Origin of the sequence: Synechococcus sp. BS56D (genome assembly GCF_004332405.1) — a bacterium.
Classification (GTDB): domain Bacteria; phylum Cyanobacteriota; class Cyanobacteriia; order PCC-6307; family Cyanobiaceae; genus Synechococcus_C.
In genome coordinates, this window is the sequence record NZ_PHQU01000003.1 from 270933 (window position 1) to 296981 (window position 26049).

At 59.5% G+C, this 26049-nt stretch carries 27 protein-coding genes; 12 read left to right on the forward strand and 15 right to left on the reverse strand.

Annotated features, from left to right (window positions below; translation table 11 throughout):
* Nucleotides 1–46 precede the first annotated feature (46 nt).
* Together lepB and CWE17_RS06250 are read left to right on the forward strand one after the other, a co-directional pair.
* Nucleotides 47–661, forward strand: a complete 615-nt coding sequence (gene lepB / locus CWE17_RS06245; RefSeq protein WP_131455488.1) for a signal peptidase I — start codon at nt 47–49, stop codon at nt 659–661.
* Nucleotides 662–676: 15 nt separating this feature from the next.
* Complete coding sequence (locus CWE17_RS06250) at nt 677–1030, forward strand: DUF760 domain-containing protein (RefSeq protein WP_131455489.1); 354 nt, start codon at nt 677–679, stop codon at nt 1028–1030.
* A gap of 3 nt (nt 1031–1033) precedes the next feature.
* On the opposite strand, the gene CWE17_RS06255 is transcribed toward CWE17_RS06250, so the two are convergent.
* The gene (locus CWE17_RS06255) at nt 1034–2215 is read right to left on the reverse strand and encodes a DUF4336 domain-containing protein (RefSeq protein ID WP_240789277.1); all 1182 of its coding nucleotides are present in this window, start codon (nt 2213–2215) and stop codon (nt 1034–1036) included.
* Nucleotides 2216–2367: 152 nt separating this feature from the next.
* A complete protein-coding gene (locus CWE17_RS06260) occupies nt 2368–3084 on the reverse strand; it encodes a 16S rRNA (uracil(1498)-N(3))-methyltransferase (RefSeq protein WP_131455608.1) in 717 nt (238 codons plus the stop codon).
* Nucleotides 3085–3183: 99 nt separating this feature from the next.
* Between CWE17_RS06260 and CWE17_RS06265 the strand changes: the two genes are divergently transcribed.
* Both CWE17_RS06265 and CWE17_RS06270 read left to right on the forward strand, forming a co-directional pair.
* Nucleotides 3184–5853 (forward strand): HAD-IC family P-type ATPase, encoded by a 2670-nt coding sequence (locus CWE17_RS06265; RefSeq protein ID WP_131455490.1) that lies wholly within the window; start codon nt 3184–3186, stop codon nt 5851–5853.
* Nucleotides 5854–5933: 80 nt separating this feature from the next.
* Complete coding sequence (locus CWE17_RS06270) at nt 5934–6686, forward strand: hypothetical protein (protein WP_131455491.1); 753 nt, start codon at nt 5934–5936, stop codon at nt 6684–6686.
* A 516-nt stretch (nt 6687–7202) separates the two neighbouring features.
* Here CWE17_RS06270 and CWE17_RS06275 read toward each other — a convergent pair.
* Nucleotides 7203–8183, reverse strand: coding sequence for an RNA polymerase sigma factor RpoD/SigA (locus tag CWE17_RS06275; protein WP_131455492.1), 981 nt, complete (start codon nt 8181–8183; stop codon nt 7203–7205).
* Nucleotides 8184–8315: 132 nt separating this feature from the next.
* Between CWE17_RS06275 and CWE17_RS06280 the strand changes: the two genes are divergently transcribed.
* The 3 genes from CWE17_RS06280 (at nt 8316) to CWE17_RS12495 (ending at nt 9578) form a co-directional block, all read left to right on the forward strand.
* Nucleotides 8316–8840 carry a BCAM0308 family protein gene (locus CWE17_RS06280; protein ID WP_131455493.1) on the forward strand — a complete coding sequence of 175 codons (525 nt, stop codon included), beginning with the start codon at nt 8316–8318 and terminating at the stop codon, nt 8838–8840.
* 110 nt (nt 8841–8950) lie between these two features.
* On the forward strand, nt 8951–9262 hold the full coding sequence (locus CWE17_RS06285; protein ID WP_131455494.1) for a hypothetical protein: 312 nt from the start codon (nt 8951–8953) through the stop codon (nt 9260–9262).
* A 61-nt stretch (nt 9263–9323) separates the two neighbouring features.
* Complete coding sequence (locus CWE17_RS12495; RefSeq protein WP_370318283.1) at nt 9324–9578, forward strand: DUF3175 domain-containing protein; 255 nt, start codon at nt 9324–9326, stop codon at nt 9576–9578.
* On the opposite strand, the gene CWE17_RS06295 is transcribed toward CWE17_RS12495, so the two are convergent.
* From CWE17_RS06295 to CWE17_RS06315, 5 genes are all read right to left on the reverse strand, one after another.
* Complete coding sequence (locus CWE17_RS06295; protein WP_131455495.1) at nt 9508–10203, reverse strand: phosphoribosyltransferase; 696 nt, start codon at nt 10201–10203, stop codon at nt 9508–9510. The genes CWE17_RS12495 and CWE17_RS06295 overlap by 71 nt on opposite strands.
* An 82-nt stretch (nt 10204–10285) precedes the next feature.
* A complete protein-coding gene (locus CWE17_RS06300; RefSeq protein ID WP_131455496.1) occupies nt 10286–11470 on the reverse strand; it encodes an HlyD family secretion protein in 1185 nt (394 codons plus the stop codon).
* On the reverse strand, nt 11470–13641 hold the full coding sequence (locus CWE17_RS06305; protein WP_131455610.1) for a peptidase domain-containing ABC transporter: 2172 nt from the start codon (nt 13639–13641) through the stop codon (nt 11470–11472). The genes CWE17_RS06300 and CWE17_RS06305 overlap by 1 nt, the downstream gene beginning before the upstream one ends.
* Before the next feature lie 79 nt (nt 13642–13720).
* Nucleotides 13721–14002 carry a hypothetical protein gene (locus tag CWE17_RS06310; RefSeq protein ID WP_131455497.1) on the reverse strand — a complete coding sequence of 94 codons (282 nt, stop codon included), beginning with the start codon at nt 14000–14002 and terminating at the stop codon, nt 13721–13723.
* 49 nt (nt 14003–14051) lie between these two features.
* The gene (locus CWE17_RS06315; protein WP_131455498.1) at nt 14052–14294 is read right to left on the reverse strand and encodes a hypothetical protein; all 243 of its coding nucleotides are present in this window, start codon (nt 14292–14294) and stop codon (nt 14052–14054) included.
* A 228-nt stretch (nt 14295–14522) separates the two neighbouring features.
* Between CWE17_RS06315 and CWE17_RS06320 the strand changes: the two genes are divergently transcribed.
* Complete coding sequence (locus CWE17_RS06320; protein ID WP_131455499.1) at nt 14523–14783, forward strand: hypothetical protein; 261 nt, start codon at nt 14523–14525, stop codon at nt 14781–14783.
* A 57-nt stretch (nt 14784–14840) separates the two neighbouring features.
* Here CWE17_RS06320 and cfa read toward each other — a convergent pair whose 3' ends face one another.
* The 3 genes from cfa to CWE17_RS06335 all read right to left on the reverse strand — a co-directional run bounded on the left by cfa (nt 14841) and on the right by CWE17_RS06335 (nt 17322).
* Entirely contained in the window at nt 14841–15944 is a 1104-nt protein-coding gene (gene cfa, locus CWE17_RS06325; protein WP_131455500.1) for a cyclopropane fatty acyl phospholipid synthase, read from the reverse strand.
* 115 nt (nt 15945–16059) lie between these two features.
* The gene (locus CWE17_RS06330; RefSeq protein WP_131455501.1) at nt 16060–16494 is read right to left on the reverse strand and encodes an Hsp20/alpha crystallin family protein; all 435 of its coding nucleotides are present in this window, start codon (nt 16492–16494) and stop codon (nt 16060–16062) included.
* 102 nt (nt 16495–16596) lie between these two features.
* Nucleotides 16597–17322: an STAS/SEC14 domain-containing protein gene (locus tag CWE17_RS06335; RefSeq protein ID WP_131455502.1), complete on the reverse strand. Its 726-nt coding sequence runs from the start codon at nt 17320–17322 to the stop codon at nt 16597–16599.
* Between the two features lie 164 nt (nt 17323–17486).
* On the opposite strand from CWE17_RS06335, the gene CWE17_RS06340 reads away from it, so the two are divergent.
* The 3 genes from CWE17_RS06340 to CWE17_RS12070 all read left to right on the forward strand — a co-directional run bounded on the left by CWE17_RS06340 (nt 17487) and on the right by CWE17_RS12070 (nt 20166).
* On the forward strand, nt 17487–17981 hold the full coding sequence (locus CWE17_RS06340) for a YbhB/YbcL family Raf kinase inhibitor-like protein (protein WP_131455503.1): 495 nt from the start codon (nt 17487–17489) through the stop codon (nt 17979–17981).
* Between the two features lie 302 nt (nt 17982–18283).
* Nucleotides 18284–19843 (forward strand): B12-binding domain-containing radical SAM protein, encoded by a 1560-nt coding sequence (locus tag CWE17_RS06345; RefSeq protein ID WP_131455504.1) that lies wholly within the window; start codon nt 18284–18286, stop codon nt 19841–19843.
* Nucleotides 19844–19989: 146 nt separating this feature from the next.
* On the forward strand, nt 19990–20166 hold the full coding sequence (locus CWE17_RS12070) for a hypothetical protein (RefSeq protein ID WP_161971414.1): 177 nt from the start codon (nt 19990–19992) through the stop codon (nt 20164–20166).
* Here CWE17_RS12070 and CWE17_RS06350 read toward each other — a convergent pair.
* A complete protein-coding gene (locus CWE17_RS06350; RefSeq protein ID WP_131455505.1) occupies nt 20145–21182 on the reverse strand; it encodes a sensor domain-containing diguanylate cyclase in 1038 nt (345 codons plus the stop codon). The two genes, CWE17_RS12070 and CWE17_RS06350, sit on opposite strands and share 22 nt — an antisense overlap.
* A 127-nt stretch (nt 21183–21309) precedes the next feature.
* A complete protein-coding gene (locus CWE17_RS06355; RefSeq protein ID WP_240789278.1) occupies nt 21310–21501 on the reverse strand; it encodes a hypothetical protein in 192 nt (63 codons plus the stop codon).
* A gap of 229 nt (nt 21502–21730) precedes the next feature.
* On the opposite strand from CWE17_RS06355, the gene CWE17_RS06360 reads away from it, so the two are divergent.
* Nucleotides 21731–22342: a response regulator transcription factor gene (locus tag CWE17_RS06360; RefSeq protein WP_131455506.1), complete on the forward strand. Its 612-nt coding sequence runs from the start codon at nt 21731–21733 to the stop codon at nt 22340–22342.
* Here CWE17_RS06360 and CWE17_RS06365 read toward each other — a convergent pair.
* Nucleotides 22278–23396, reverse strand: a complete 1119-nt coding sequence (locus CWE17_RS06365) for a sensor histidine kinase (RefSeq protein ID WP_161971415.1) — start codon at nt 23394–23396, stop codon at nt 22278–22280. The genes CWE17_RS06360 and CWE17_RS06365 overlap by 65 nt on opposite strands.
* A 145-nt stretch (nt 23397–23541) precedes the next feature.
* Nucleotides 23542–25932, reverse strand: a complete 2391-nt coding sequence (gene ppsA / locus CWE17_RS06370) for a phosphoenolpyruvate synthase (protein ID WP_131455508.1) — start codon at nt 25930–25932, stop codon at nt 23542–23544.
* Between the last annotated feature and the right edge of the window lie 117 nt (nt 25933–26049).

Below are 26049 nucleotides of genomic sequence, written 5' to 3' on the forward strand. Positions count from 1 at the left end.
GGGAACCCCAGGTCTGATGCGATCCTCGTTGAATACGGATCCAGCCATGGACAGCCCACAAATAACAAGCCGTTCTGGCGGCAGCTGGCGCAGCCTCCTGGTTTGGGTGCTGGTGGCTCTGCTGCTGCGTTGGCTCGTGCTCGAGCCCCGCTGGATCCCGTCGGGCTCGATGCTGCCCACCCTGCAACTGCAGGACAGGATCCTGGTGGAGAAGCTGCGCCCCAGGCTGGCGGCAAGCCGGCATCAACCCCTGCCCCTGGGCAGCGTGGTGGTGTTTGCGGCACCGCCCCAATTGGTGATGGCGGGGTACGACGCGAATGCGGCCTTAATCAAGCGGGTGGTGGGACGTCCTGGAGATGTCCTCGAAGTGCGCGATGGGGTGTTGCTGCGGAACGGACAACCGGTGCGTGAAGCCTGGCTGGAGGAGCCGATTGACTACACCCAAGCCGCGATCACAGTTCCACAGGATCAGCTCTGGGTGTTAGGCGATAACCGCAATGCCAGCCTCGATTCCCACCTCTGGGGCCCTCTACCCCAGGAACGAGTGATCGGCACAGCGGTCTGGCGCTACTGGCCGCTGAGCCGGTTCGGTCCGATACGGTTCCCCCACCCAACCGCTGCGGGTGTGATTCAGGCAGCTGCGGTAGGGTCAACGTCGTGACGGAGAGCACACGGGATGTTCAACCCGGAGTTCCTGACCACCGACAGCCAAGACGGCCAACCCGTCAACGGTCTGATTCAGTACCTGCAGGACCAGTCGCCTGACGTGCTGCAACGGGTGGCCAAATCCGCCAGCACCGATATTCAGGACATCATTCGCCACAACGTGCAGGGTCTGCTGGGCATGCTCCCCGGCGAGCACTTCGACGTGAAGGTGACCGCCAGCCGCGACAACCTCGCCAATTTGCTTGCCTCGGCCATGATGACTGGCTATTTCCTGCGCCAGATGGAACAGCGCAAGGAGCTGGAGGAAACGCTGTTCGGAGACGACGCCATGGCGGTCAATCCCGACGACGATCTCAAGCTCTGAATCTCAGCCAATGCTGGGATCTTCCGGCACCAGGCCGAGCTGAAGCAGCTGACGGTCAAGGTCTCCGAGAAACTGCCAGTTGCCATCGCTGGGGGCCCAGGGCCGTATCAGAAGTTCGGCCCTGAGCTGCTCGACCTGAGCAAGGCCAAACTGGAGCGGGGCGCTGTAGTGAGCTGGCACCAGCCAGCGCAGTTCTGGCAGGCGCTCGAGTTGCTCCAACCACTGGATCAGAGCGGTTCGAGACCTGGGCAAAACCAGCCGCTCGAGGACAGGTGCCACCTGCAGCCTTGGGCTCTGCTGCCCCATCAGAGCGGAAGCGGCCTGCTGCCATCCCTCCTGCCAGGCAAAGGGATAAATCCCGAAATGGGCGCGGGCCGAACGAAGCCCTGGCTGAAAGGCATGGCGCAGCAAGACCCGAAAGCCTGGAATCTCCAGCCGCTCCGGCCTGAGATAAGAGGCAAACAACACCAGGCGTGCCCAACCGCGTCGACGGTTGACCAGGCTGTCTTCGAGGGGTTCATCGCCACGATCACGGGCGTGGAACAACAACGGGGTGGGATCGGTGTCGAACACCGCAGGAGGGTCGGCCCCAATCCCGACCAAGGCATCCGTCACGAGCAAGGCTCCGGACGGGCGATGCAGACAGCTGATCTCCTGGAAACGTCCAACGCCCAAATCCAGGGGGCCAAGGGAGATCCACTGGCACACCTCACCGTGGGGCACCCCATCGTCGATCAGCACCCTGGTACGCCTGGCCGGCACCCCTAGCAAGCTGAGGGGCAACGGCAAGGGGAAACTCCACTGGCCAGGGCACACCCACAAGGTGGCGTCAGGGAAAGCACGAGCCAGGGGAGCGAGAGGCAGCTTGTGCTCTAAGCCCGACGCAGTGGGCAACACAATGGTGAGCACGGGGCCATGGTGCGCCTCCAAAGCGCGGATCCCGGCGCAAAGCTCGGCGGTGGGCGGAAGCGGGTTGATCAGCATCAGTCCCCCCGGCACCTTCACAACGGTGAGGCGAATCGGAACGGCCACGTAATAGATGCCCTGGAGCTGCTCAAAACTCCAGACCTGACCGGGGATCAGCTCCTCGACATAGGTGGCGCGCCGGCCGTAGGGATACAGAGGCAGCAGCGGCCACCAGGGCCAGCGTTGATCGGCGCTAGTGACGGAACCAGATGGACTCACGGAAACGCCTACGGCCCTCACCACTCTTGCTTCGAGGCACAAATTACCTGGCGCGACTGGCCCACGGTGACCACGTCAAAGCCAAAGGGGCACCAGCCACCGCGGCCCAGTAGAGCGGCACGATTTCGTAACGCTATTAACACGAAAACGTGTTAGAAAGGCAGCGCTTGGGCAAGCGCCGCCGGCAGTGCCGTATCGACGCTGAGCGTTCGAACCCCGAGATGGACGCGCCTGGCGATCACCGTTTCCGCCAGATCTAGCTCGAAGGGCACAAACCCGCCTTCCGGACCAATCATCACCACCGCAGGGTCAGAAGCCACCTGCGCCAGGGACTGAGGGGCCTCCTGATGGGCAATCCAGCAGGGCCTGCCAGCGCAGAGATCCGCCAGTTGATCCTCCACGAAGGGGCGAAAGCGTTGATGCAAATGCACCGTTGGCGCCAGCGTGTCTTGGGATCGTTCCAGCCCCGCCTCGAGGGCCTCCTGGAGCTTGCCTGGATGCAGAAGCGGGGTCTGCCAGTAGCTCTTCTCCACCCTGGCGCTATTGATCAGGTGCAGGTTCGACACACCGAACTCCGCCACCGTGCGCAGGATGCGACGCAACATCTTCGGGCGCGGCAATGCCAACACGATGTCGAAGCGATGGCGCGGTGGCGGTGGATCCGTCAGAGAGACATTCAGGCAGACCGACTGCCCATCCATCGACGTGATCCGGGCCTTCCCGCGCCATCCACCCAGCAAACCCACACGCACCTGATCGCCAACAGCGCCTTTGAGTTGCACCGACAGATGGTGAGCCCGGCGCCCCTCCAACCGCACCGTGGAAGGATCGATCCAGGGGTCGGAGGATCGCAGCAGGATGATGTTCACAGCGACATCGCCCGTTCTCGCCCTTGCCGTGAACGACTGGGATCTCCATAGCATGGTGAAGTGCCAGGCAGCCTTGGAAGGGCCCCGTGGAGCTCAGCGATGCACCAGGCCCAAGCCCATGCCTTATCGAGCGAGGCGCTGATTCGCTCCTTAGGCAGTGATCAAGACTGTGGACTCTCGGAACTCGAAGCACGAGCCCGGCTGCTCTCCCACGGGGCCAACACCCTGCAGGTCCAATCAAGAACGCCAGCCTGGCTCCATTTCCTGCAGCAGTTCAACAGTCCACTGCTGATCACGCTGCTGGCGGTGGCCCTCATGAAAATGCTCCTGGGGGAGGCAACCGATGCCCTGGTGATCAGCAGCGTCACCCTGATCAATGCCGTGATCGGCTTTGTGCAGGAAAGGAGGGCGGAGTCGGCGATCGCAGCCCTCGCGCAGGTGCTCCGCTCCGATGTGGAGGTCGTCCGCGACGGGTCCCTGCAGAACCTGCCGTCCGATCAGCTGGTGCCCGGTGATGTGATTCAGCTGGAGGCTGGACAACGGATTCCTGCCGATCTGCGCTTGCTCACGCAGCGCAATCTCGAGGTGGATGAATCGATGCTCACCGGTGAATCGCTTCCGGTGCGTAAAGGCACCGCAGCGGTGGCACCGGACACTCCCCTGGCCGAGCGTCGTCCAATCGCCTACGCAGGAACGCACGTGACGGCAGGGGAAGCCTGTGCCCTTGTGATTGCTACCGGTAATGACACGGAAGTGGGTCAGATCTCGAGCTCCCTGCAACAGCGCAGCCAGCTCACCACGCCGCTGACGCGGCAGTTCGTTCGCTTCAGCCACACCCTGCTGAAGGCCGTGCTGGTGCTTGCCGCACTCACATTGATGGTGGGCCTTGGCCGGGGCAAGGGACTTGAAGAGATGGTCGACGGTGCCATCGCCCTGGCGGTGGGGGCGATCCCTGAGGAACTCCCCGCAATCGTGACGATCACCTTGGCGATTGGCGTGAAACGGATGGCGCGGCGACGGGCGATCATCCGCAAACTGCCGGCGGTGGAAACCCTGGGCAGCACCACCGTGATCTGCTCAGACAAAACAGGAACGCTCACCCAAAACCGCATGACGGTGAAGCACCTCTACGCCGGCGGAACACTGGTGGCACTCGAGGATCTCTGGCCCGGCAACGAACGCGGGAGCGCGGACCTGCAAAACATGGCCCTGGAGGAGACGCTTGTGGCTGGATTGCTGTGCAGCAATGCTCGGGTGGATGACGGCAACACCCTGGTCGGCGATCCCACAGAAACGGCTCTGCTGGCAGCCGCCCATTCCCTCGGCATGGATCAGGGCGCAGCAAGGACTCGCTATCCCCGCCGCGATGCAATCCCGTTTGAATCGGAACAACAATTCATGGCCACACTCCATGGCCGGGAGCGCATCCTTCTCAAAGGGTCGGTGGAGGCTGTGCTCGCCCGCTGCAGCCGACAGCTCAATACGGAAGGGCAGCCAGAAGCGCTGAATAGGGCCGCCATCGATCGGGCTGTGTCAACGATGGCGATGGCTGGTGAACGGGTGCTCGCCTTCGCCATCGGCAAAGCCGATCGATCGCAGCGGCAGCTCCGGCATCAGGACGTGATGGCCAACCTCGACTTCATTGGACTGCAGGGGATGCAAGATCCCCCACGCCCCGAGGCAATTCAGGCAGTGGCCACCTGCCGGGCGGCCGGCATCCGCGTGAAGCTGATCACCGGCGACCACCGCGAAACCGCCGCCGCCATCGCCAGACAGATCGGCATCGGAAGCGGCGGTGACACCATCGACGGCAGGCAGTTAGCCGCCATGGACGAGGCGACCATCGCGCGGGTAGTGCAGCGCGTGGATGTGTTCGCCCGGATCGCTCCAGCCCAGAAGCTGGCCCTGGTGGAAGCGCTGCAGAGCCATGGGGAGGTGGTGGCGATGACCGGTGATGGTGTGAACGATGCGCCAGCGCTCCGCCAGGCCGACATTGGAATCGCCATGGGAGCCGGAGGCACTGAAGTGGCCCGGGATGCCGCCGACATGCTGCTGACGGACGACAACTTCGCCACGATCGAGGCTGCCGTTGAGGAAGGTCGCACAGTCGCGCTGAATCTGCACAAGACCCTGGCCTTCGTGCTGCCGGTCAGTGGAGGGGCCTCGATGACCATCCTGTTGGGCGCGGCCCTTGGCACGGCGCTGCCCGTCACAGCGCTGCAGGTGCTCTGGCTGAACATGGTCTGCTCTCTGACCATGTCGATCGCCCTGGCCTTTGAACCCAGATGTGCGGCGCTCATGAAGCAGCCCCCGCGTCCCCCAGGTCAGCCGTTACTGAGCCAAGGGCTGATCCAACGGGTGTTGGTGGTCTCAGCGTTCAACTGGACGGTGGTGTTCGGACTGTTTCTGTGGAGCGAGCAACACCTCGGGGATCTAGCGCTGGCGCGCACGATGGCGGTGCAGGGTCTGGTGCTCGCCCACCTGGTGTATCTGGTCTGCATTAGCCACTGGCGAGGCAGCCTTGGCCAGTGGCGAGGAAGCCTTGGCCGCTGGCGCCAGATCGCGATGGCGCCAGCGGTGCCCCTCGGGATCCTGGCCACCGTGGCCGTGCAAACCCTCTTCAGCCAGAGCTCCTGGATGAATCGATTCCTCGGCACCAGCCCGTTGTCGTTTGGGTCACTGATGATCTGCGCTCTACCGATGGTGCTGATGGTGCCGGTGGCATCACTGGCAGAACGTCTCGATCCCAGCGACGGCACGGCGTTTTGAGTCGCCTCACCGTCGGATCTGCCGCAAGCCTGCACACCCCCTGAATCAAGCCGAACGGATCCCTAGGTTCCGCCTGACCCATGCCGCAGGTTGACCGCATGTTCCGATCAGTGATCAGCACCTTGACGCTCAGCTTGAGCTTGGGCCTGAGCCTGCCTCTGGCCGCAGACGCCGGCGGATTTCGCACCGGCACCTATCAGACCAAGGATCACTCCAGCAGCAACCGCAGCATCACCTCCGGCATGGAGGAGATTCGCAGTGAGCGCAGCTACAGCAACAGCCTCAGCGGCAGCAGCCAAGTGGAGCATCTGGGAATGACCATCGCGGGGGATGGCTTCCAGTTGAGCCGACAGGGACAACAGTTGATCGAAAGCAGCGGAAGCAATGAACTGAGCCAGGGACTTTCGGCGGCTGGCCTCAGCCAGTCGGAGCTGATGAACTGGAGCAGCTCGGCAACCGCCTCCAGCAGCAGCAGCGTTGACCATGACCTGAAGCTGAAACTTCCCGGCATCGGCCTGCAGAGCCTGATCAGTGATCAGGGTCTACAGGCCATCGACAGCACAGCGGCTGGGCGCCAAAGCCTCTCTGGTGACACGATCAGCCTGCAGTCCTCCGATATCGGATCAAGCTCATCGCTGGAGAGCCTGAACGATGGCCTGCAACTCAACCTCAACGGCAGCCTCGACATTCGAATGGAACGGGGCGGCCAAAACGGCGCTTACACCATGGAGGAATCGGGCCGGCAGCACTTGCATTCGCTGGAGCGCTTCACCGGTAGCAGCGTGTTCAGCTCGGAGCGCACGGGCCGCGGTGACCTCTTCGCATTCGACTGATGCAGTGGAGTCGAGACAACAGCGGATGGAGCCAACCAAAGGGTCTCATCGCGGCAGGTGCCTTAATCGCAGGGCTGCTGGGAGGGCTGGGAATCCAGCCTGGCCGGGTCCTCGCCCAACAGAGCGCCATGGACGCCGAGCAAAGCAACAACAACCAGGCGATCGCCACCCCGAACAACAATCAAACCAACCAATCGAGCAGCTTCAGCACGGGTGGTGATCTCATTCAGCAAAACATCAACCCAGCCATCGGCAAGCTGGGGGTGATGACCGTGGGCAAAGGAGGGATCAGCTGCGAATCATCGAGCGTGTATCTGCAGCTGGGCATCTACCCCTACGACAATCAGTACTACGCCGTCTTTGACGACAACGTGCGCGACAAGGACTGGATGCCCCAGGGGGCCTTCGGTGTCTCGATTCCCTTTGGTCCCCAGGTCTCCAGCTGCGTGGAGGCGATCCGCCACCAAACCCGCCAGGTGACGGTCGCCACCGAAGCGGGGGTGCTGCGCCATTGCCTCAGCCTGAGGCCTGCAGTGCAGGAACTGCAGCTCGCGAAGCAACGGATTGCCCGAGCCTTTCCGATCCTGGCCGATGGCTGCCGTGAGATCTGGGGCCTTCCTCCCGATCCGTGGGAGTCTGAGGATCAAGCATCGGCTGCAAGTGGGTCCTGAGCTTGCGCAGGGCGAGCCGCTCCAGGCGCTGCACCTGATAGCGACTCAGGCCCATCCCATCAGCAACCTGACTAAGGCTGACCATGTCGCCATCCCCATAACGCAGCGCCAGGATCTGCTGCTCCCGGGCACTCAAACGCCCAATCACCTGGTACAGCCACCCATAGTCATCATCCGGCTCCTGAAGCCGGCCATCCCAGACCGTCTCAAGCAGCGAACTACTGGGCTCAGTGGCATCGAGCCGTTGATCCAGCGAAGCGAGGCGCGAGAGTTGGAGTGCACGCAACACGAAGCGGAGCCGTTCCGGCTTTTCCTCTAATTCCGCTGCGATCGCCTCGATTGAGCCAGAGCGATCGGGGCCGGAGAGCAACGTATTCACCTTGAAGGCGAGCTGAAGCACGTTGGCGGGAATATGAATGGAGCTGTGCTGCTCATGGAGAAAGCGATTCAACGCCTCCTTCACCCACCAGAAGGCATAGGTGGAAAAGCGATAGCCACGGGCGGGGTCAAATTTCTGAGCAGCGCGGATCAGCCCAAGATTGCCCGCCTGAACGGCATCCATCGGATCGATGCCCAACTGTTGAAGTCGGGAATGGGAACGCTTCACCACCGCCACCACAAGCCGCAGGTTGGCTGTGACCACCCGGGAGAGAGCCCGCTGCCCACTGCGAATGCGTCGAGCATCAGGGGCAGCGTCACGGCGCCAGGACTGGATCAATGTGCCCAGATGAATCTCCTCCGCAGTCGTCAGCAAGGGGGAGCCGGCGATCTGGCGCAGGTAATCCGTGAATGCATCGGCCATCAGAGCCACCAGCAGGGACTGCAACAGGTTCTGATTGCGGGAGCGAGACGTCCATGCACTTTCGCGACACCGGAGCGGTGATGCCTCAGATCACCAGCAGGCGGGGATTCCAACCAGGCCAGCAACACAGGATCAGGCGAGTGAACCAAGCCAGCCATGAGAGAGCCTTCCAGCGGCCCTGATGTGCACACCAGCAGCCCAGGCCATCGCATCCGCCAGTCAGGCATGGGGCAACGAGGGCGGCTGGACCCCTTTGTGGAGACCCGCAAACCCAAAGAACACAGCTGCTGCCCCCACTGCGGGGCCACCGTCCACCAGGGACGCTGGAGCTGGCATCAGGCCTTGGAGCGTGCAGCCGCCCTGACCTGTCCAGCCTGCCGACGCATTGCCGAACGCCTACCGGCCGGGGAACTCAAGCTCAGCGGCCCGTTCCTCGCCGAACACCATGACGAGGTGATGCAGCTGCTGCTGCACAACGAGCAGCGCTATCGCTCGGAACACCCTCTCGAGCGCCTGATGTGGATCGAGAGCAATGACCTCAGCGGAGCCACCGTGATTGCCTTCAGCGGCCACCACATCACCCGGGGTCTGGCTCAGCGGCTTCAGGATGCCTACGGCGGTTGCCTTAGCGGCGACAACGTCCCTCCCGGCAGCATGCTGCAGCTTCACTGGCACCGTTGAGCAGGGCGCAGTGGCCTGCATGGCAGCGCGGCAAAGGCTGGGCAGATCCGTAGAACTGGCTGGAATCTGCAGAAGCTTTGGCTTGGCTGAGCGAGTGAATGCATCCCGCCATGACCCACCCGCACTGCCAGACCTGCAGCTTCTGGGACCAGGCCCACGGGCTGGAGCGAACCAGCCTCGGCGCCATCGCCCCATGCACCCGTCACGCCCCCAGACACTTCCACCTGGAGACGATTGCGCTGACGGGCTCACCTCCCGACCTTCAGGCCTTTCTCAATCACGACAACAGCATCGATGACCTGCAGATTCCGATGGCGATCTGGCCCTACACCAGTCGCAACCAGATGTGCGGTGACTACAAGCCCTGCGACCTGGAAGAAGGGGTGAGGCGACACCGCATGCAATCCGCCCCGCTGCTCTGAAACAAGCGTGCAACACGACACAAGACACGACTGGGCCGCGGAGGTGAACCGCCGCCCACCAGTGCTAGATCTCGAACCAGGCCTCTTTACCTGGAAGCAGCCGGAGCGGATCGCCGCCTCGCTACTGCGCTCGGCCCAACAAAGTCGCGCGCGGAAGCGCAGTGTGTATGGCAGTGCCATGGCCATGCTCTGCCTCTACATCAACCGAGCGGGCCGCAAGCTCCCGTCCGGTCAGCGCCTGGTGCTCAACCAGGCGAAGCACTGCCTAAGGGAGCAGTCCGGTCGCCTGGCGCACCTTGACTTCGTAGAAGGTTGAGAACGTCACGATCGCTGAGCTGTTCAAAGCGCTCATACCAGAGGCCGACTGCAGACAGGTGATCCACCAGACGCAAGACCTCCAGACGGTCGACATGCAGACGCATGGTCTCCTCTAAGGAGCGATCCATCACCGGAACGGCCAGGGTGAGCAGGGATGGCCGGGCCAGGCGCAAGGACTGAAGCGCCGCCAGCACCGTCATGCCGGTGGCAATCCCGTCATCAACCACGATCAGATGGTGATTGAACAGGCGACCGAGGTCGGGGCCATCGAACAAACAATGGCGACGCTCCAGCTCCTCCTGGGCGTTGAGTAGCCAATCCTGGGCCTGGGGAAGCATGGACCAGGCTGGATCACCGGGCTCATGGCGCCAGAGCACCACGCCCTCTCCAGCCACAGCACCAAGGGCAAGTTCTGGCCTGGAGGGCTCGACAATTTTGCGCACCGACCAGGTGAGCAGTGGCAGATCTAAGCGCTGCGCCATTGCAGCCGCCACGGCGACACCACCACGGGGAAGGGCTACCAAACAGGTATCAGCACGGGCTCCAGCACAGTCCTGCAGGCATTCGGCAAGCGCCAGACCGGCCTGATGGCGATCGACCCAAACGGGAGCTTGATGATCCATGACGACAAACCATTGAGGGGTCTGGATCTGACCTAGGTCTGGCAGGAAGACAGCAGGAGAGGCGGCCCGGGAATGCTGCGGATCAGGTGGAGGCCAGCAGCCGCAGCTTGCGCAACAACAGCCCCATCACCGTGCCCCTCCGAATCACGAGATCGGCATCAAGCTCCATGCCGGGGCGCAGAACACAGCGACGCTGCCCGCGCACCAAATGATCCGCGACAGGGCTGATCGTGACGGCATAGCGACCGTCAACGGCATCAGCGGCGATGGCCTGGATGCGCCCGTCCAGCACCCCAAAATCCGTGTGTGGGCAACTGCCCACGCGCAAATAAGCCCGCTGGCCAGACTTGAGCGGCGCCACATCACGAGAGGGAAGCTGAACCTTGATGGCCAGGGGCTGGCCCTTTGGAGCCAGGGTGGCCACCACCTCCCCGGGTTGGAGCACCTGGCCCGGGTAACGCAGCTTGGTCTCCACAACCGTGCCATCCACTGGCGCTAGAAGGCGGGACTGCTGTCGAGCCAGGGCGGTCTCTCGGAGCCGACCATCCACAGCCGCCAGTTGACGCTCCAACTCAGCACGGGCACTGATCGTGGCACTGAGGGACTGGCGCAAACGCGCCTGCTCGGCCTGCAGTCGGGCCCGCTGCTCACCGACCCCAAGGCGTGCTTGATCGAGTTGGCTTTTAGCGACTGCGACGCCGGCCTCCTTCTCCTCAAGAAGCAGCTGGGGGATGGCCCCCTCCGCGGCCAAGCCGCGGAGTCGCTGAAGCTCCCGATCCTGGAAACGGGAACCAGCAAGCGCCTGGGCGACCCCACCGCGGGCCGTCGCGATCTGAGTTGTCATCAACCGATGGATGGATCGGGATTGGGCCTGCAGATCGGTGAACTGTTGAGCAGCCTGGTGAAGCTGCTCCTGTAGCTGCGCGCGCTCACGCTGCAGTTGGCGCTGTTGAGAGTTAATCGCCTCGAGATCCAACTGGGCGAGCAGTTGACCGGCCCGCACCTGTTGATTGGGGGACACGAGCACCCGCTGAAGGCGACCACCACCAAGGGCCTGCACGGGAGAGTTTTCGCCCCGCGGCCGCACACTGCCAGGAGCTCTGACCGACTCATCAAAGGGCCAGACGCAAGCCAGCAACAGCAGCGCCGCTCCAGCGGCGGCTGTTCGCACACCCAACTGGTGAGCCCAAGCACCTGGAGGTGGCAAAAACTCATCGGCTGCAGCAGGGGGCAGCTGATGGGGCACGTGATGGAGCGGGGTTGTCATCAAGCCACCTGCAGGAAGGGAGACACAGGGGCGTGATCACGCAGCAGTCGAGGTGTGTTCTGCGCCAGCACCTTTCCCTGCTCCAGATAGATGATCCAGTCGGCCCGAATGATCACCGAAGGGCGATGACTAATGAGCACGGTGGTGCGCCCCTTGCGCTGCTCCAGCAACGTCTCCATCAAACGGCTCTCGAGCACAGGGTCGAGGGCGGAGGTGGCTTCATCGAGGATCAACACAGGCGGATTGCTAATCAGAGCCCGGGCAATCGCCAAGCGCTGACGCTGACCGCCGGAGAGATTGGCACCGAACTCGCCAAGCACAGTGCGATAACCATCGGGCAACTGGCGAATGAAATCATCAGCAAGGGACAGCTGACAGGCCTCCACCACTCGCTCAAAACTGACCCCAGGATGGGCAAAGGTGAAATTGTCGAAAATTGAACGATTGAAGATGATCGACTCCTGGGGAACCAATACAACCTGGGCACGAAGACAATCCAGCGAAAGATCCTGACTGTTGAAAGGCCCGTAATGAAGGGTTCCATGATCTGGGGGATAGATCCCAGCAAGAATCTTGCTAAGGGTGCTCTTGCCACACCCGGATTCGCCCACGAGGGCCGAGGTCAAGCCACCGGGAATCATCAGGGAAAGATCCTGCAAGAGCGGGCGACGACCAGGGTGGTTGTAGGTGATGGCTTCACAACGAATGGATGCATCAGCCGGAATGGCAACATCACAACCGGAGCCACTGCCAAAAGCCTCAGCTTTACGCTCAAGCACATCACTCATGCGCCGGATCACCACATCGGCGAGTAATAACTCCTGAGTGATGCCACTGAGGGAAGCCAGAAGCCCGAGCACATTGGCACCGAAGCCATTGAACGCCAGCAACTGACCAATCGAGAGCTCCCGCGCAATCACGAAGGAACTGCCATACCAGAGCAACGCCACAGTGATCACGCTGCCTAAAGCACCGGTCAGCGTGGATTCAGTCAGTTGTAAACGCAATTCACGCCAGGCGAGGTGAGACATGCGTCCAAAATTGCTCTGGTATTCCTGCCAGGCCTGAGCGAAGGCATCACTGGTTTTCAGCACACTCGCACCACGAAACAGTTCCACCAAAAAGCCTTGGTTATCAGCAGAGCGAACAAGCAGTTCCTGGGAAGCGGCCTTCAAAGCAGGAAGAAAAACCAGACTGCAGGCAATCACCACTGAATAGCCGACCAAAGCCGCCAGGGTCAGTTGCGGGGAATAGGCCCACATGAACAGGAGCGAAATCAATGCGATACAGAACTGACTGGGTAGCCCCAGCACAACGGAACCGATCAGACTGTTCACGTGCTCGATATCTCCGATTCGGCTCACCGCCTCACCGCTACGGTGCGTTTCGAAATAGCGGAGCGGAAGCAGCAACAACTGACGGCCGTAATGCATCACCATCTGGAGCTGCAGCTTCTGGCCGAAATAGCCCACCAAGTGCCCCTGGAGTTGCCCGATCAAGGAACGAAAACCGAAGAGCAGCATCAAGCCAAGGCAAAGACTCACGAGCATGCGCTGATCACCCCGAACCAAGACGTCATCGGTGAGCAATTGCATCAGCAGTGGCAACCCCAGAGACATCAAGCCCACCACGACATTGAGCAGAAGGGCCTGAAACAACAAGCGCCGAAAGGGAACGACGTAGCGCAGCAGGACGGCAAGGGCATGGCTCGGAGCCTCAGAAGTGTCCGGTCGGCGTGCAGGATCGGGCTCCAGAAGCAACACCACGCCATCATTCCAATGCTGAAGGAAACGCTCGCGACTTAGACGGCGCAGGCCAACAGCAGGGTCGGCGATCAAGACTTCGTCATCCACAAGGCGATGGAGGACAACCCAGTGCTGACCATCCCAATGACAAATCAAAGGGAGAGGCACCTCCTGTAGTGCATCAAGAAATCGTTCAGGGGCCCTAGCGGCACGGGCCGTGAAACCAAGCTGCTCCGCACCCCGTCGTAGCCCAAGCAACGTTGTGCCGTTACTGGTCGTACCAACGGCATCGCGAATCAATCCCTGAGAAAGCGTGATCCCATGGGCTTTGGCCACCGTCGCCAGGCAGGCGGCACCGCAGTCCTCCTCATCGAATTGACGAACACAGGGATAGTTGTTCCAGTGATTGACAAACCACCGAAGCAAGAGTTTTGGGCTCCGCACGATTCAGATCATCAGCAAAATAGAAAACCCAGCTGCGGAAAAATCCACAGCTGAGCAAGGTTCAGGAAAAACTACGAATCGAGGCACGATTACGCATGAGTCCGTTAAACGAAGTCGCCGATGAACCCAATGCAGCAAATGCGATCGAGTTGGCAAAATTCGCCTGATTATTGAGAGCAACAGTGTTGTCTAGATCAATAGCAGGAGCAACGGTGGTAGCGATCCTGGGCGAGATGGTAGTCGTCGTACGAGGCGAAATATTGGTTGTGATGCGCGGCGAGATGGTAATCAACGAGCCGCCACCACCAATCACTTCGGCCTGGCAATCAGTGAGAGTTTCCATGTTTAAAAGAATAAAAGGGCGGCACGAGGCCGCCCAGTTGAACCAGAAATCAGGCGTCCTGACCGAGAAGAATCAGGCCAATGTTGCCCTGGGAGTTACCACCGGACATAGCCGAAGAACGGTTACGTGCAACAGCGCGGTCAGAACTGTAGTTCTTGCCATAGTTGACAGCAAATGCAGCCTGACGGGTGGACCGAGAAGCACCACCCCAGCGACGATCGCGACCATTGCCACCACGTTCACCACCCTGGAGGGTCTCAGCGTGGAGATCAGAAATCAGTTCAAAAGTCATTGAGAACGATCCAAAAAGGAACAAAGAAGAGGCGCGCGCCCCACACAGTCATAGGTAAAACAACCACAAGCAACTCACCCATCAACAGAAACGCAGCTAAACATCAGCAGATCAACGTCACACCAAACTGAAGATCAGATCAGCAGCCGAAACGCTGCATCGTCGCAGCGACTTAAAACCACAATTGCAAATAAGATTCAGTTGTCGAGCAAACAGCTTCAACGTTCCATGAACAACCGTATTCGCGTGCTGCAAAGACAACCAAAGAGGATCTCGATCACGCTCAGCCACAACGTTCATGATGCCCTGCTCACCCGTTCAGAAGAAGAGGGACGATCCGTTTCAAACCTCTGCGCATTTCTACTCGAAGAAGCGCTACGCGATCCGTTACGCAATGGCCAGGCCAACATGAGCTATGGCCAGGGCAATGGCCACCAACAAACCCTCGCCGGCAAACATCCACCCGGCAACAAACCCCGTTATTTCTAAACAGGCAAAAGCCCCGACTCCATCTGTCGGGGCTTTTTTGTGGCCGCACGTGACAACTTAGACCGTTGGACGCAGAACAAGCTGCCAGAGCTGACCATGACGGGAGCGAAAAAAACCAGCACATGCCAGCAGATAGTATCGCCACATCCTGAAGAAATCCTCACTCAGCCATCCTCTAAGGTGCGGCCATTGTTCCTCAAAATTCATCCACCAAGCCAACAGTGTTTGCTCATAATGCGGACCATAGTTCTCCCAACTTTGAAGATCAAACATACCTTCAAGACCCCTGGCAAGCTGCGAAGGGGAAGGGAGTCGTCCCCCAGGGAAAATATAACGGTCAATCCAGGGGTCCGCTTGATTAGAAAAAACAAAGTGTCCGATGGTCTGAAGCATAAGCAAGCCTTCTGGGTCGAGCATCTGCTTAAGAACTCGATGAAAATTACTGTGGTTAGATGGCCCCACATGCTCAAACATTCCAACCGATACAATCCGGTCGAAGCGATCAAGGCCGAGCGACGGAAGAGCTCGGTAATCAGCGAGAATCACCTCAATCGGAAGATCGGAATAATGATCACGGACATGGCAATACTGCCGCGATGAAATGGTGATTCCAGTTCCGATGACGCCGTAATGCTCGCAGGCAAACGCCAATAATCCACCCCATCCACAGCCCACATCTAACAAGCGCTGTCCCGGTTGAAGCTGCAACTTGCGGCAGATCAGATCAAGCTTGCGCTCCTGGGCCTGATCGAGATTGTCACCCTCTTGCCAGATTGCACAACTATAAATCCTGCGACGATCGAGCATTGCCGTGTAAACACGGGGATCGATATCGTAGTGAATCTGGCCAACGCGAAAGGCGCGATGAATCGCCTGGGGGTTCAATAACCATTCCTGAAAACGGATCCAGGCCTCACGTACCCCCATCAACGGACTAGCTTCCAATTGCCGTCGAGCACGCAACAACCTGGAAATCAGCTCGGGCAGATCATCACAATCCCAATCACCGGATACATAGCGTTCCCCAAGTGCAAGCCCACCACGCTGAATCAGATCCGATAAAAAAGCCTGATCATGCACATGGATGTCATGGGATCTTGCACCATCAAAGCGAACATCTGCAAGCGAAGACACCTGCTGAAGAAGAACTGGAAGTGTCATGCAGAGGACTGAAGAGCTTCATAAGAAAACCATGTTTGAAAGCATTCATTCAGCCCTTGCATCGCTTTCGCAGCAGACCACCAGCAACGCTGAATCCCCCCTCAATTCATGGCGACTATTCAATGGGAATCCTGACCGCGTCGGTCTCGATGGCCCCCGCCTTTCTTGGAATCGTGATCGTGAGTTCACCATTCACACAATGGGCCTTGACTGCTTGGAGGTCGGCATCATCCGGCAGCGTAAAGCTACGACTAAAGCTGCCGTACTGACGCTCTACCCGATGAAAGCGGGGGTGTTTCTCCTCCTTCTCTTTCTTCCTCTCACCCTGAAGTGTGAGGCGGTCTCCGGAGACCATGACCGACACATCATCACGACGCAGTCCGGGAAGATCAACCTTGAATTGATAGTTTCCATTGGCCTCATAAATGTCCACGCGTGGCCCCCATTCATTCCATGGCATGGTGGCCGTATAGGGAAACGACGGCATGGCAAGGGCTTTGTCCATGATCGCTTCGATGTCATTAAGCGGTTCCCACTTGATCAAGCTCATGACGTCACCTCAAAGAGGATGCAGTAGACCTTTTCAAGTTATGGGTACACACGAGGTCTGGAGAACGCCGTCACCGATCTGCAGTAGCAGCACAGCATGGAATCAGTCACGACAGATCCATTCCTGAGCCTCAAGCATTCGTCCCCCCGTGAAAAGATGCACCTTGGGTTCGGCGAACCCAGCGACGAGACGCTGCACCAGTTGCTGCCAAGCCTCAGCAGTGACCACGGCAAGTCGGCTTGGTTGCTGCCGGTAAGAATGAATCAGCCGTAGGTGATCGCGCAGACCACTCAAGGCCAGCCAACCATCAAACTGCCGCAGATCCACCAGCACACGCGGTCGTTCACCAGCACTGAAGAGGCGAGAGAGATCATCCTCGATCCGAAGGTATGAGCCCCGGTCGAGTGAGCCAATCAAAGTAACCGTAATCACATCACCGGCACGCTCGAGATGAATCGTTCCAAGCGATTCACTCAACCAGCGACGTGCCTCCTCAAGAGCATGGAGGGGGAATACACGCACCGGACAGGGGAGGATGAGGCCCATGGCGTGCATGGCATGACGCAGCAAGGGAAGATCCGTAACAACAGCGAGACGCTCAAAGCCATCCCAATGCCGCAAGCCGAGAGTCGCGTCATCAAAGGCCGCAGCCGCACTGAAGCGCTGGAAATCTGAATCAAACACGATCAACGCTCGCACCCGATCGTTCTCCAACAGATTCGATTCGATCGTGGGCACAACGACCGCTTGCATCTCGCTTTCACTCACCTGTCCGCTGCAACGAAAGCCCACGGTTGCTGAGGGCAGATCCTCGATCAGCTCAATCATGGAATGGTGATGACGACCGCCGAACCGTATCGGTCAATCCTGTGAGCGAACTGGCCTGCACCACACGAGAGGCAGCAATGGAGTGAGGCGTCTGCGGATCTGCTGCAAGGCTTAGAAGCGAGCCACCCCGTTTGCAGAGTGCTTGTGCATTGACCCGACAGCGCATGGCAAGCAGCAACGGTAAGTTTCATCTCGATTCACCGGCCTTTCACAATGGCGATCTCATCCCCGCCATCCACGCTGCCGACAGTCTCAATCTCTCTCCCCCCCTGCGCTGGGCAGGCGCTCCCACGGGGACGAGTAGTTTCTCCTTGATCGTTGATGACCCGGATGTCCCTGCTGGGCCTTGGGTGCACTGGGTTCTCTTCAACATTCCTGCCGATCAACGCTCGCTGACGGCCGCTCAGCCCCAATCGCTGCAACTGTCCAATGGAGCACGCCATGGCAGCTGCTGGGGAATCAACCGCTATCAGCGCATTGGTTATCAAGGTCCGTTCCCGCCCAATGGGGAGCTGCACCGTTATGTCTTTCAGATCGCTGCCCTCGATTCCCATCTGCCCTTGCCAGCAGGCAGCACGGTGTCGGCCCTGCGGACAGCCATGCAGCCCCATGTGCTCGCGGAAGCCAGCCTGACCGGTCTCTACGGCCGCAGCACCTAAAGGACACCCCTTCTTTTCAGGAAGGCTGAAGCCCAGCCGCAGGAGGCGTTGATTGGATCATCACGGTCAAACAATCGTCATGACAGCCAGTCTTCTCGACATCCAACCATGACCCCGCTGCAGCCAACGTGGGCTGGTTTCTGCTCGGATTGCTCCTACTCCAATCGTTCAGTGCGTCGTCGTCATCAAAGGGGCTGAATCGCAGGCAGACGCGACGACGACGCGGTTGCGACGCGAAGCAGTAGCGCCCCCATCCATCGGCCCATGCAGAGACCAGCCTTCCCTGAGAAACCAAGGGATTCATGCGCGTGTTGTTGCTCTATCCGCAGTTCCCGATCACTTTCTGGAGCCTGCATGGAGCGCTGGAGTTACTGGGGAGGAAGGTGCTTCTGCCACCTCTAGGTCTGATCACCGTGGCGGCACTACTGCCAGAGCGCTGGGAGTTGCGACTGGTGGACACCAACATCCGACCAGTGAGCCTCCAGGACTGGGCCTGGGCGGATCTGGTGATCGCCTCCGCCATGCTCGTGCAACGCCATCACCTGGCGCAGCTCGTTCGCAGCGCCAAGGAACACCAGCTACCGGTGGCCGTGGGTGGCCCCTTTGCCACGTCGACGCCGGATGCAGCGGAGTTAAGAGAGGCGGATTATCTGATCCTCGATGAAGGGGAAATCACGATCCCGCTGTTCTTGAAGGCCCTCGAACGAGGTCAGAAACAAGGACTATTTAAAGCGGGCGGTGAACGACCGGATGTGCAGACATCACCGATCCCACGTTTCGATCTACTCGACCAGCAGCACTACAGCCTGATGGCTGTGCAGTTCTCGAGGGGCTGCCCGTATCAATGCGAATTCTGCGACATCATTGTTCTCTACGGTCGCAAGCCTCGCACCAAGGAACCATCGCAGCTCTTGGCTGAATTCGACTGTTTATACCGCTTGGGATGGCGCGGCGAAATCTTCCTTGTTGATGACAATTTCATCGGCAACAAACGCAATGTAAAGCGGCTGCTGCCAGTGCTGCAGCACTGGCAACGCATCCACAACTGGCCCTTCAGCTTCACCACCGAAGCCTCCCTGGATCTCGCACAAGATGAGGAGCTAATGATCGCCATGGCGATGGCAGGCTTCGAGCGTGTATTTCTCGGGATTGAAACTCCCGATCAAAACAGTCTCAAACTCACACACAAAGATCAGAACACACGCCACCCCCTAGACCAGGCTGTCGTTGACATCACCGCCCATGGCCTGGAGGTGATGGCCGGATTCATCCTGGGCTTTGATGGCGAAACAAGCGGAGCCGGAGATCGCATCGTGCAGTTCATTGAACGCACCGGGATCCCCCTCGCCATGGTGGGAATCCTCATTGCGCTCCCGAACACCGCCCTGTGGGATCGACTGCAAAAGGAAGGACGGCTGCTGGAGAGCAGCGATGGATTTGATCAGGGGGTGCAGACCCACCTGCTCAACTTCCGCACGCAGCGGCCGATGCCGGAGATTGCTGGGGAGTTTCTTGAGGCCTTCTCCGCTCTCTATGACCCTCACGCCTATCTCGAGCGGGTGTATCGCTACTGTTGCGCCCTTGATGCAGGCCGACGACGCATCAGCAGCGATCAGCGTCAAGGCCGGAATTGGAATCAAGGCTCGGTGCTACTGCGTGGGCTGACCATTCTCTGCTGGCGCCAAGGGCTCCGACGCAAGACGCGCTGGCTGTTCTGGAAACGCTTGATTCAAATCAGCACACAGCATTCTCTGGTGCTGGGGGAATATCTCTGGCTCTTGATGCTCAATGAACATTTCATCTCCTATCAAGCAAGCATAAAAGATCAGGTGCAACAGCAGCTCAAACTACTTGCCACCTGACTACAGGCATCTCTGCACACAAAAAGAAGACGCCAAGGGGTGCACAGCGAATGTCCTGTCATGAAGCAACGATGAGGCAGTATCGCTTCACATGAATTTCTGAAAACAAATTACGCCGATTATCACGAGGCTCAGCCAATTCACCCATGGCCCAACAGCATCACGACGATGAGCTCAGCAAGCTGATCGCCTGGTTTGATGACCGAGACCCGGAAGCGGAAGCCTGGCTGAAAGACATGGCCGATCGCATCTTCATCCGTGCCTCCTTGGATCGGCTTTGCCAGACCCTGGAACAGCCTTCTTACCAATGGCCTGCGGAGTGAGCCGCGGCCATTGAAGGAATGCCATCACGCAATTCAACGATCGCTCCATTGCCTTGAAGCCGCGCCAGTTCCAGCGCTTGTTCCGAGCGATGCACCAGAGCATCAAACCCCTCATCATCAACATGATTCAGGGCGAGGCCAGCAACCGGCAGCATGCGATAGCCGGGGGGCGCAACTCCGAGGTCCAGGGTCGCCAACATCTGTTGAAACGTTCGAGCCAGCTCGAGACCTTCATCCGCATTGGCCAGTGGCAACAAAAGCGCAAAGCGATCGGCTTGGACGTGGGCGACAAAATCCTCGGGTCGGCAATGGCTGGCGATGGCACCGGCAACCTCCTGCAAAAACCGATCTCCCTGTTCGTGGCCACAACATCGATTGATGGCGCGGAAGTTGTTGAGGTCGAGGAGTAACAGGGCAAGAGGACGCTCTGCGTTGAGCGCGCTCTGCCACTCTTTGCGTCCCACGCGAAGCAGCTGACCCAGGGTGGGAAGACCTGTCACCGGGCAGAGCAGGTGCTGTTCATGCCGCTCCAAAGCCAGGGTGACCAGGTCAGCAAGCCAGCGCAACTGTTGCAGCTGACGATCACTGGGCTGATGGGGTGCACGATGATCTAAGACACAGAGAGTGCCGAGACGTCCTCCGGAAGGCCCCTGAAGCACTGCTGCGGCATAGAAACGCACCCCCAGGGGATGACTCACCAGCGGGTTATCCCGAAAGCGGGGATCAATCGCGGCATCGGGCACCACGAAAAGATCCGCATCAGCCTCAATCGCCATGGAACAAAAGGACAACTCGCGAGGAATGGCCTCCAAATCACAGCCGTGACCCAGCAGAGGTTTCTGCTGATCGGCCTCCACCATCGACACCATCGCAATCGGAGTCGCCATACAGCTACTGGCGAGTTTGACCAACAACGCCAAGGCTGGATCATGCTCCAAGCCCGCACGATCGAGCCGTCGCAGCTCTCGCAAACGGCGAGTTTCCCGCCCTGTTCGTACAACTGATGCACAAGCCATGTCGCACCTCCCAATCGCCCCAAATCAAAACTAGGAGCAGAGTTTCGACCGCCGAAACGGGAGAGCCCCATGCGGGGACAAGCTTCACTGAGGCTTTGCTGAGTGAACGATACCGGCGGGCCGAGACCTAAGCCGATCGGGACTGATCAAGGGACGATTCCAGCAAATACGCGGCAAGATTGCTCAGGGATCGACCTTCAAGTTGACTGCGCTCGATGAGGGCATTGAGGATTGAAAAGGGCAACGTCACCGTGAGCCGTTGACTCGAGCGAAAGGCAGCACGATCGGTCATCCGTCGATCGTCAAGGGAAGTGGCCATACAGGGCCTCATGCAGTTGATGGCCTGAGCTTGTAACTCCGAATAACCCGATCACAATCTCCCAAAACTGGGCATCCCATTAGTTGGATCGGTATAAACACTTAGGGGATCAAAAATCCCCGATCTAACAAATTCATTTTTTGCATCGTAGCAGCAGGGTCGGCCCATCCATGGGCCATTGCTTTCAATGCCCCCAGTGACTAGACCGAAGAGATCGAAGGATCTGTCCATGAAGGCACTTGTCCTTGATGACCACCGCATGGTGGGGCAAGCTCTTGCCGCTCTACTCAGGGAAGTGGCAGGGGTGCCGGTTCTCGGTGCCTGCAGCAGCGTGCAGGAATGCAGCTCGCTGATTGCTAAGCACAAACCCAACCTTCTGGTGGTGGATGTGAAGCTGAAAGGAGAAAATTATCGGGATGCTGTCGACCTGCTGCACCAACACCAACCGAAGGCGCAGCTTTTGTTCGTAACAGCTCTCGGCAACAAGTTTCGCCCCCCGGTCGAACTCCAACCGTTCACCGTTGCCGTGGTTGACAAAGCCTGCGCCTGGACGTCGTTATTGGATGCGGTCGAACAATGGCGCCGCCTTCATCAGCAACCCATCGATCAACCAACGATCAAGCAAATGCGTTTAATTGAAACACTGGCCCCGCGCGAAAGAAAACTTGTTCTGGCGCTCGGTCGCGGCATGCTCAACAAAGAAATAGCCAAGGATTTACAACTTAAAGAAGATACGATCAAGACCTATCGAAAGCAGGTTGCCTTGAAGCTAGGGGTTAGCGGTCCTCAATTGATTCGCCTGGCAACTCTCTATCGAAGCTGGTGCCTGAATGCAGGCTAAAACAAGGTAAATCGAGCAGAATTTCAGCTCCCCCGATGGTTGAAGAACAACCGAGAGCGACTCGGCCACCATTGGCTCGCGTAAAAGCCTGCACGGTTAATAAACCGAGTCCCATCCCATCGGGCTTCGAACTCATCAAAACCAGATCCTGAAGGTTTCGGGTCTTCAGTCCAGGACCGCTATCGGCAACGCTCAGGTGCACCCTTCCCTGTCTCGAGCACAAGCGCACTTCCAAATAACGATGACCAGGATCACTCTTCAACAGTGCTTCGCGAGCATTGGTTAGAAGATTACGCAAAACCATGACCATTTGAGATCGGTCCAAGTTCACCAGCAGAGGCGAAGACGGCAGATCTACACTCAAACCAATGGACTCCGAGTCTCGGATCGTCTTCATCGCAGCCAAGCAATCGCGAACGCAAGCAACCAGATCCCAAGGAGCAGGGCTGATCGAGCGTCGATGCGACAAGCGCACCATCGCCTGCACCGCCGTCTCGATCTCAACCCCAGCCTGAAACATGATCTGCAACCCAGAGCGAAGGGCATCCGGATCACTTTCGAGTGCCTCGGATTCCAGCTTGTGGAGCAGCAGACGAACTTGCAACTGCAACTGAGCGAGCGGCTGGCGCAGCTCATGGCTGAGCAGGCTCATCTGCAAACTCTGATTTAACTTGCTCTGAAGTTGATTCCGTTGAGCCTGGAGCTGGTTTTGCTGCCGCATGGTTTGTTTGCGCAGCTCCGCAATCCATACCAATCCAGTCAGCGCAAGCGGGCGCATCAGCAGATCAAAGCCGGGATACAGAACAAGCACCCCAGCATCCAGAAGAATCGCTAGCCCCGAATAAACGTAGAAACTCAACCCCACAAGCAACACTTGCAAGGGGCCGAGCAGCATGGCCCCAAGCACGACGGGCAAAAAACACCAGTCAAGCCAGGTGTGTTCATGGGTTCCCCTGGACCAATGGTTGATGAAGATGATCAAAGCCGTTGAGAGGCTCAGGGCCAGTGTCATGGCCCAGTCAGCCAGCCCATGCCCAGGACGCCAGCGGACCATCCATATCTGAGACATCAGCCCACTCGAGGTTGCGCCACCTTGAGCACTAAGCCATTAGAGCGCAATCCCAGCTTGATGGTTGAACACTTTCAGGATCAACGCGTCCGCTGCAACCCATTGCTGGGGCAGTGTGATGCTGCCTGCTTCACGCCAACCCCAGGGCCGCTTCAATCGTCGCCACCTTGAGTCGCATCCGCAGCACGGCGTCGGGATTCAGACTGAGGGAATCAATGCCCTCCCCGACGAGGAACTCGGCGATCGAAGGGTGATCACTCGGCGCCTGCCCGCAGAGACCCACCGGCTTGCCATTGCGCTTGGCCGCACGGATCAGAAGCTGCATCATCGCCAGCACCGACGGGTCGCGCTCATCAAAACAAGCGGCCATCTGTTCTGAATCACGATCGAGGCCGAGCGTCAGCTGGGTGAGATCGTTGGAGCCAATCGAAAAGCCATCGAAGCGTTGCGCTAACGCATCCGCACACATCGCATTGCTTGGCAACTCACACATCACATAGATCTGCAACCCCTCCCGCCCACGCACCAAGCCATGGCTGGCCATCTCCGCCAGCACCTGATCAGCCTCCGTCAAGCTGCGGCAGAACGGCACCATCGGGATGACATTGGTGAGACCGAGCTGAGCACGCACCCGCAGCAGCGCCTGACATTCCAGGGCGAAAGCCTCCCGAAACCCCTCGGAGCTGTAGCGCATGGCACCCCGCCACCCCAACATTGGATTCGCCTCGACGGGCTCGAAAGGACTGCCGCCAATCAGATGGCCGTATTCATTGCTCTTGAAATCCGAGAAGCGCAGCAGCACTGGCCTGGGGTAAAAGGCCGCAGCGATGCGCGCCATCCCCTCCGCCAGCTGATCCACGTAGTACGCCACCGGACTTGAGGCATCTCCGACAATCTCCGCAATTCGCTGTCGTTCCAGGGGGTCGCCAATCCGTTCCGGATGCAGCAAAGCCATCGGATGAACCCGAATGTGGTTAGCGATCACGAATTCGAGCCTTGCCAGCCCAACCCCGTCACAGGGAATCGAAGCCAGTTTGAACGCCTCCTCCGGATCGCTCACAGTCATCAGAATCTTGGTTCGAGTGACGGGGAGATTGCCCAGATCCCGTTCCTCCACGTGAAAGGGCACCTCCCCGCGATACACGCGCCCCTCCTCGCCCTCACAACAGCTGGCGGTGATCGCCTCCCCTGATTCAATCCTTGCGGTGCCATCACCCGTCCCGACAATGGCGGTGAGCCCCAACTCACGGGCCAGGATGGCCGCATGGCAGGTGCGTCCCCCACGATCCGTAATCACACCAGAGGCTCGTTTGAGGATCGGTTCCCAATCGGGGTCTGTGCGGGTGGTGATCAGCAACTCGCCGTCTTGAAAGCTCTGGATCTCCCTCGGGGAGCGAAGCACCCGGGCCTTTCCGGTGCTCACCCCAGAACCGATGGCTCGCCCGCGGCAGATCGGCTCACCACTGTCGCCATCCAAGACCCAACGGCGCAGTACTGATCCGTAATGCCTGGAGTGCACGGTTTCGGGGCGGGCCTGCAGGATGAAGAGTTCACCGCTCTCGCCATCCTTCGCCCACTCGAGGTCCATGGGAGTGGCGTGGCCAGACACCTGGCTGTAGTGGGCTTCGATCCGGCAGGCCCAGTGGCCAAGCTGAAGCACCTCCCCCTGGGATAGCGCAAAGCGATGCTGATCCTCGGGACGCACGGATTCAGATCGCACGCTGCCTTCCGGAGTGAGCACACAGCGCCGCGCTTTTGAACCGCAACGACGACTGAGGATCGCCGGGTATCCCAGCTCAAGCGTTGGCTTGAACAGCCAATACTCATCGGGATTCACATCCCCCTGCACCACCGATTCACCTAGGCCATAGGCGGCATTGAGCAACACCACATCTGGGAAGCCCGATTCGGTGTCGAGTGTGAACATCACACCCGAGCAGCCCAGGTCGGATCGGACCATGCGTTGAATGCCAATGGCTAGGGCCACACCGAGTGAGTCGAAGCCATGCATCTGCCGATAGGCAATTGCCCGATCGCTGAACAGTGAGCTGTAGCAGCGCCGGCATGCCGCCAGCAGTGCTGCCTCCCCCTGCACATTCAGAATCGTGTCCTGAAGCCCGGCGAAGGAGGCCTCGGGCAGATCCTCGGCGGTAGCGCTGGAGCGCACCGCCACCGGCGGTGAACCCATGCTGCGGTAGGCGTCACGAATGGCCCCGACCAGGGCCGCCGGAAGCGTGGTCTGCAGCACCAGGGCCCGCGCCGCTGTGCCGGCCGCCTGCAGCGCCTTGAGATCGCTGACGTCCAAGCCAGCAAGCAAGCGCCTCAGCGGATCACGCAACCGGCCCTCATCCAGAAGGAGGCGAAAGGCCTCGGTCGTGGTGGTGAAGCCACCGGGAACCCGAATCCCCTCGCTGGTCAAGGCTTGGAGCATCTCGCCAAGCGAGGCGCATTTTCCGCCCACGGCGGCAACACAGCGCAGATCGACCGACTCCAGCGGCAGCAGCAGATCCGATCTCACCACACACCGCACCCCCAGGAGTTATCGCCAGGTCGCTGGTGCCGGTGAGATGCAGCGATACGAGCCATACGACGCGGTTGATCGCGATGCCATCAGTGTGGGAAGGCCAAGCCGACAGTT

Excerpts from the sequence above, each read along its gene's own strand:
- CWE17_RS06285 (WP_131455494.1), top strand. The coding sequence starts at position 8,951 with ATGACCCACCCGCACTGCCAGACCTGCAGCTTCTGGGACCAGGCCCAC.
- CWE17_RS06335 (WP_131455502.1), bottom strand. The coding sequence starts at position 17,322 with ATGATTGAGCTGATCGAGGATCTGCCCTCAGCAACCGTGGGCTTTCGT.
- CWE17_RS06350 (WP_131455505.1), bottom strand. The coding sequence starts at position 21,182 with ATGGCTTGTGCATCAGTTGTACGAACAGGGCGGGAAACTCGCCGTTTG.
- lepB (WP_131455488.1), top strand. The coding sequence starts at position 47 with ATGGACAGCCCACAAATAACAAGCCGTTCTGGCGGCAGCTGGCGCAGC.
- CWE17_RS06295 (WP_131455495.1), bottom strand. The coding sequence starts at position 10,203 with ATGGATCATCAAGCTCCCGTTTGGGTCGATCGCCATCAGGCCGGTCTG.
- cfa (WP_131455500.1), bottom strand. The coding sequence starts at position 15,944 with ATGACACTTCCAGTTCTTCTTCAGCAGGTGTCTTCGCTTGCAGATGTT.
- CWE17_RS06315 (WP_131455498.1), bottom strand. The coding sequence starts at position 14,294 with ATGACTTTTGAACTGATTTCTGATCTCCACGCTGAGACCCTCCAGGGT.
- CWE17_RS06300 (WP_131455496.1), bottom strand. The coding sequence starts at position 11,470 with ATGACAACCCCGCTCCATCACGTGCCCCATCAGCTGCCCCCTGCTGCA.
- CWE17_RS06310 (WP_131455497.1), bottom strand. The coding sequence starts at position 14,002 with ATGGAAACTCTCACTGATTGCCAGGCCGAAGTGATTGGTGGTGGCGGC.
- CWE17_RS06250 (WP_131455489.1), top strand. The coding sequence starts at position 677 with ATGTTCAACCCGGAGTTCCTGACCACCGACAGCCAAGACGGCCAACCC.
- CWE17_RS06320 (WP_131455499.1), top strand. The coding sequence starts at position 14,523 with ATGAACAACCGTATTCGCGTGCTGCAAAGACAACCAAAGAGGATCTCG.
- CWE17_RS06280 (WP_131455493.1), top strand. The coding sequence starts at position 8,316 with ATGAGAGAGCCTTCCAGCGGCCCTGATGTGCACACCAGCAGCCCAGGC.
- CWE17_RS12070 (WP_161971414.1), top strand. The coding sequence starts at position 19,990 with ATGGCCCAACAGCATCACGACGATGAGCTCAGCAAGCTGATCGCCTGG.
- CWE17_RS06270 (WP_131455491.1), top strand. The coding sequence starts at position 5,934 with ATGCCGCAGGTTGACCGCATGTTCCGATCAGTGATCAGCACCTTGACG.
- CWE17_RS06345 (WP_131455504.1), top strand. The coding sequence starts at position 18,284 with ATGCGCGTGTTGTTGCTCTATCCGCAGTTCCCGATCACTTTCTGGAGC.
- CWE17_RS06330 (WP_131455501.1), bottom strand. The coding sequence starts at position 16,494 with ATGAGCTTGATCAAGTGGGAACCGCTTAATGACATCGAAGCGATCATG.
- CWE17_RS06360 (WP_131455506.1), top strand. The coding sequence starts at position 21,731 with ATGAAGGCACTTGTCCTTGATGACCACCGCATGGTGGGGCAAGCTCTT.
- CWE17_RS06340 (WP_131455503.1), top strand. The coding sequence starts at position 17,487 with ATGGCAAGCAGCAACGGTAAGTTTCATCTCGATTCACCGGCCTTTCAC.
- CWE17_RS06365 (WP_161971415.1), bottom strand. The coding sequence starts at position 23,396 with ATGGTCCGCTGGCGTCCTGGGCATGGGCTGGCTGACTGGGCCATGACA.
- CWE17_RS06355 (WP_240789278.1), bottom strand. The coding sequence starts at position 21,501 with ATGGCCACTTCCCTTGACGATCGACGGATGACCGATCGTGCTGCCTTT.
- CWE17_RS06265 (WP_131455490.1), top strand. The coding sequence starts at position 3,184 with ATGCACCAGGCCCAAGCCCATGCCTTATCGAGCGAGGCGCTGATTCGC.